This is a genomic window from Treponema sp. R80B11-R83G3 (assembly GCF_054786115.1).
In genome coordinates this window covers 1-590 of record NZ_BDHF01000412.1, presented here as the reverse complement: position 1 = coordinate 590, position 590 = coordinate 1, and the positions used below count along the sequence as shown (strand labels likewise).

Sequence of the window (590 nt, the reverse complement as noted above, 5' to 3'; positions counted from 1 at the left end):
CTGTTCCAGTTGACGCCGTTGTAAGCGATCCGCTTAAAAACAATGAAACCGAAGAAACCGAAGAACACCAAAGTTTTTCAGAAATCCTTGCCGGGTTACTGCAAAAAACTCAGCCTGTAGAGCAGTTTGTATCCGATTCCGGATTTGACGCGTTGTCAGCCGGACAAATTAGCGAGGGCGGCGAACTTGAGTTATCCGCGAATACGGAAGAAGTTGATCTTGAGGCTGACGATCTTGAAGTTTCACAAGACTTTGAAAAAATGCTTTTAAGAGCCGATCAGTTGTTTACAAGCTCTCTGGAAACTGAAATTACAGGTGAAAACGAATTATCGCTGGAAATCGATGGCGCGGAAATTCTTCCCGCTGAGGAAATGTTTTTGCAAACGGCGCCAATCATTGCGGAAACAGAACAGGGCGATTCTGCCGCGCAGTTAGCCGCAGCATTTGACGCAGCCGCAAAGCAAAATGTCGGCGAAACGGCGGAATTATCAGATAATAAGAAAAAAACAAACGCGCCGTCAAAAACTGAAAACGATGAAACATTGTCCGCCAAAAACAAGGCAGGTGAAGGCAAAGAAACTGTAATTGCC

At 45.4% G+C, this 590-nt stretch carries 1 protein-coding gene; it reads left to right on the top strand.

Annotation, left to right across the window (positions count from 1 at the left end):
- On the top strand, positions 1–590 hold a 590-nt coding region (locus tag ACYVRH_RS14180), incomplete at both ends, for a hypothetical protein (RefSeq protein ID WP_461257520.1).